The organism is Mesorhizobium silamurunense (genome assembly GCF_014843905.1).
In the GTDB taxonomy this organism is placed as follows: domain Bacteria; phylum Pseudomonadota; class Alphaproteobacteria; order Rhizobiales; family Rhizobiaceae; genus Mesorhizobium; species Mesorhizobium silamurunense.
Map to the genome: position 1 here is coordinate 1 of NZ_LPVS01000227.1, position 4,395 is coordinate 4,395.

Here is a 4,395-nt window from a genome sequence, read left to right on the forward strand (position 1 = left end):
ATCCTCAACCTTGCCACGCGACAGCCTACTAAAAAACCAGCGCGATGCGAATGGATTGAATTTCCTTTGTTGACACGCGGCGCGCTGGAGTTGACGCGCCGAAACGTCCGCATCGGATGTGCGCCGTGACAAGCGGCAGTTTCCAGTGGGTGCAAGGCCCCACCTGGCGACCGCTCCAGCCGGAAGCAATCGGAGCGGTCATGGAGGTAATGAGATGGCTGAAGCCTTCGCTAGCGGGGACGAATTGGTAACCGCGCCAGTGTGCAGGACGTGAGTGAACGCCGAGCAAGCCTCGGACGGGGAATGCCTTCGCCACGCATCTCTGCAGGATTTCCCGAGCCCCGGCCACCGCCAGCTCGACCTCACCGTTCTTGAGGGCATCGACGACGGCGGTAGGCGAGCCCCGGTTGATCTTGAGATGCACTCCGGGATAGGCCCGGAAGAGCTCCGTAAACGTCGAAACCAGCAGTGCAATGTTGACGCTGTTGGAAATGGTGACGTTGAGAGGGGCTACGTCGCTGCTTTGCACTGCCTTGGCGAGTGACTTAGCAGAGGTCGCCGCGTCGTAGCACTGCTGCAGCAACGGCAGCATGCGCCGTCCAAGTTCGGTAAGGTGCGAATGCTGACGCTCCCGCCGAAGCAGTTCTCCGCCCAATTCCTCTTCAAGCGTCTTGATTGCGCGCGTAAGCGCCGGCTGGGTGACGTTGCATTCCTCGGCCGCCCTCGTAAAATTCAGCGTGTTCGACAGGGCCAAAAAATAGCGGACCTGCTGCATCTCCATGAACTTCGCCCCCTCAGCGAAACCAGCTCGACGCAGCCGCAACATGGCCTTGCTTGGTCTAAAAGGACTTCCAGCAAGCAGCGTGAGATCGAGATGGGCCGTGAACGTCGGCGGTGCGCTGCTGCCGCGTGTCGGCGGATAGCCCCACGTCGCTCGGTGCCGTCGTCTTGCGACACCGCACCACGAGTTTCGTTCCTGTTGCCCGTGGCTGCTCGTTCTGTCGCGCACAGTCCATACGCTGCGACGGCCAGCGTCCCGTAAACGAAACAGCCGCCCGGCATCTGCGTTCTCCAGCGGCATCCAATCGCGGAGACCGCGAGCCGATCACGCAGAAAATAGAATAGCATGTAGAACGTCAGGAAGATTTCAGCCACTTGCAGCACGGAGCTCCAGACAAACGTTGCGCCGGCGTTGCTTAGCCATGTTGCGCCGCTTGTCACAATCGACGATGTTTCTTTCCACCTTCCGATAGGTGCGATGCCGGGATGGGCGTCGAGGAGACGTTGCACCTCGCCATTGGCCACCCGAGTTCGGATGGAAGCTGCCCCGGAGGCAGCTTCCTCGATCAGACGCTCGACGAGGAAAGCTGCCTGGACAGCGACGAGCAGTACTATCGTCAAGGCCGAAACCATCGCCGCAAGGTTTGGGCGTTTCAACTTCTCTTCGATCCGGGCCTGGCACGGGGCAAGAGAGGATTGCCAGTGCCAACGCCCATGTGATCGCGCCCGAGAATGGCTCAACCAAAAATGCGCAGACGACGATCCCAACGATCGAAGCGGCAGCTAGCACAAGTGCGCCAGTCTGGCTTTCACGAATGCGTGGGATTGCCGGCATTCATTTTGGCAACACCAAAAATGTTTGCAGTGCCACTTCCTTCAAGCTTACCGTCCTTGCTGACATCCAACCTTCCTCCATCTGGCGACTGATCGGGGATCGGCTCATAGAGCCACACCTAGGTCTTCAGTTGTTGCCGCCAGATCGGCTTCAGCAACTCCAGGCATATCAATACGGCAAATCCCGCGCCGAGCGTCACGGACAGATCGTTGAGATGCAGCGGGCCGAAGCGGAAGAGATCGGTCGCGAACGGCCACAGGAGTGTCCCGCCCAGCGTTGAAGCGACAGCCGCTACAACGACCACCAGCGACCGGTTCGGCCTGACAAGCGCAGTTGAAAGTGAGGCACTGAATGAGCGGTTGACAAAAATCAGTCCCACGATTGTCAGAACCAGCGAGAAAAACGTCAGCGCCCGGATTTCATTCTCAGCCATGCCCCGGTTTAGCGCGACAAAGTATATGGCGGCTAGAAATGCGAAGGCGAGCGCCCCTTGGATCAGTCCCCACGCGATCAACGCGCCGGAGAACAACGGTGCGCCCGGCTTGCGAGGCGGACGGCGCATGACATCGTCTTCTTCGGTTTCGGCTTCAAAAACCAGCGAACACACCGGATCGATCACCATTTCCAGGAAGGCGATGTGTATCGGCCCGAAAAGGATCGGCAGGCCAAACAGCAACGGCAGCAGCGAGAGCCCGGCAATCGGCACGTGGACCGCAAAGATGAACCCCATCGCCTTGCGCAGATTATCGAAGATGCGGCGGCCAAGCCGCACAGCTTTGACAATCGAGCCAAAATCGTCGTCGAGCAGGACGATCGCCGACGCTTCGCGCGCCACGTCGGTTCCTCGGCCACCCATGGCAATCCCGATGTTGGCGGCCTTTAGTGAGGGCGCGTCATTGACCCCGTCGCCAGTCATGGCGACGATTTCACCGTTCGACTTCAGCGCGCTGACGATGCGAAGCTTCTGCTCGGGCATGATGCGCGCAAACACGGTTGCGGTTTTCACGCGCATTGCCAGCTCCTCGTCACCGAGCGCTTGCATTTCACTGCCGGTCACGACGCCTTCAGCATCAAGGCCGGCTTGACGCGCGATCACATTGGCGGTCGCCGGATAGTCGCCGGTAATCATCATCACCCTGATGCCGGCGGAACGGCAGTCGCTCACGGCTTCGGGGACACTCGCGCGCAGTGGATCCGTCAAGCCGACAAGTCCGAGAAATTCAAATCTGAAATCATGCTGCATCTTCGGAAAGGCGATACCGCAATGGGACGCGCGGGCCACGCCGAGCACGCGCAAACCGTTGGCCGCCATGGCTTCGGTGGAACCCCTCAGGGCCCTGAAGTCCTCTTCGCTCAGATGGCACAGCGCCCCGATCGCCTCTGGCGCGCCCTTGGCCGCGACCAGCGAATTGCCATGGCCAAGTGTCGACTGCCAGACATTCGACATCGCCAGCAATCCGGGTCGAAGCGGATATGCTTGGACCAGTTCCCAATGCGGATTGCCCAGAACTTCGCGTTTAGAGAGCCGCTCCTTGTCGAGTTTATGAAATGCGATCTCCATGGGATCGAACGGTATTTGGGCACTGGCAAGCACACCAGTCTCGGCGAGAGCGGCGAATGCCGCCGGCAGATCCGTGCCCGGCTTGTCCCCCATCAGAAACGAATTTCCATCCGCCGTCCGAAGTTCGGCGATCGTCATTCTGTTCTCGGTGAGAGTGCCAGTCTTGTCGGTGCAAAGGATCGTCGCCGAGCCAAGAGTTTCGATCGCCGCGGCCCTGCGGGTCAAGACGCGCGCCTGCGATATGCGCCACGCGCCCATGGCCATGAAGATCGTGAGCACGACCGGAAACTCTTCCGGCAGCATGGACATACCAAGCGCAATGCCCGCGAGCACGGCATCAAGCCATCCCCCTCGCAGAAGTCCATAAAGCAAAACTGCAACCACGCTGACCGTACCGCCGGCCATCGCGAAAGTGCGCACAACGCGCCGCATTTGCGCCTGCAATCGCGGCGGTTCTGCCTCTATTGAACTCAGCGAGCGCCCAATCTTGCCGATTTCACTTCTGGGCCCTGTCGCCAAGACTTCGCCTATGCCGGAGCCTCGAACGATCAGCGAGCCCGAGAATATGAACGGGAGGTCGTCGCCGCCTGGTTGACGTTCGGTTCTTGGCAGAGCGCTGCCGGCGGCAATCTTTCGGACCGGCACGGATTCGCCAGTCAGCAGGGATTCGTCGCTCTGAAGATCCTGGCTCAGGAGAAGCACGGCATCGGCCGGCACCCGGTCACCCTCCGCAAGCACTACAACATCCCCTCGGACAATCTCGCGCCCGGCGATGCGCTTGCGCTCTCCATCGCGGATAACTAGCGCACGTGGACTTGTGAGGTCCCGCAGCGCGTCCAGAACACGCTCTGTGCGTGTCTCCTGTATGATCGTGATGCCGATCGACATGGTCGCGAAGGCTAGCAGGATCAGCGCTTCCTCCCGATTTCCCAGAAGCAGGTAGACCACGCCGCCACCCAGCAGAAGTGCAAGCATCGGCTCGCGAACGACCTCGATGGCAATTCTCAGTGGTGTGCGCCGTCCGGACCTGGGCAACTCGTTCGGACCCTCGGCAACAAATCTCGCCTGCGCTTCGGCTTCACTGAGGCCGCTCAGGTTTTCCCCGATTGCCGAAGCACCGGCCGCACCTTGCGTTTTTTCGAAACTGGTAGCTGTCGTCATCTGCCGCATCTAGTGGTTCTCGCCTGACATAAGAGTCCGGCTTGGGATTCCCTTTCGC

Annotated in this window: 4 protein-coding genes; 1 reads left to right on the forward strand and 3 read right to left on the reverse strand. The window is 60.2% G+C overall.

Features of this window, described 5'->3' with window-relative positions:
* Positions 1-28 precede the first annotated feature (28 nt).
* On the reverse strand, positions 29-781 hold the full coding sequence (locus tag AU465_RS33280; RefSeq protein WP_192257278.1) for a LysR family transcriptional regulator: 753 nt from the start codon (positions 779-781) through the stop codon (positions 29-31).
* Positions 782-1,266: 485 nt separating this feature from the next.
* On the opposite strand from AU465_RS33280, the gene AU465_RS33285 reads away from it, so the two are divergent.
* Positions 1,267-1,500 (forward strand): hypothetical protein, encoded by a 234-nt coding sequence (locus AU465_RS33285; RefSeq protein WP_192257281.1) that lies wholly within the window; start codon positions 1,267-1,269, stop codon positions 1,498-1,500.
* A gap of 89 nt (positions 1,501-1,589) precedes the next feature.
* Here the strand turns inward: AU465_RS33285 and AU465_RS33290 are convergent, their stop codons facing one another.
* Both AU465_RS33290 and AU465_RS33295 read right to left on the reverse strand, forming a co-directional pair.
* Positions 1,590-1,733, reverse strand: coding sequence for a hypothetical protein (locus AU465_RS33290; protein ID WP_192257283.1), 144 nt, complete (start codon positions 1,731-1,733; stop codon positions 1,590-1,592).
* Positions 1,734-4,346, reverse strand: a complete 2,613-nt coding sequence (locus AU465_RS33295; protein ID WP_246506652.1) for a cation-translocating P-type ATPase — start codon at positions 4,344-4,346, stop codon at positions 1,734-1,736.
* Between the last annotated feature and the right edge of the window lie 49 nt (positions 4,347-4,395).

Coding starts and splice junctions, on each gene's coding strand:
- AU465_RS33295 (WP_246506652.1), bottom strand. CDS start 4,346: ATGCGGCAGATGACGACAGCTACCAGTTTCGAAAAAACGCAAGGTGCG.
- AU465_RS33285 (WP_192257281.1), top strand. CDS start 1,267: ATGGGCGTCGAGGAGACGTTGCACCTCGCCATTGGCCACCCGAGTTCG.
- AU465_RS33280 (WP_192257278.1), bottom strand. CDS start 781: ATGGAGATGCAGCAGGTCCGCTATTTTTTGGCCCTGTCGAACACGCTG.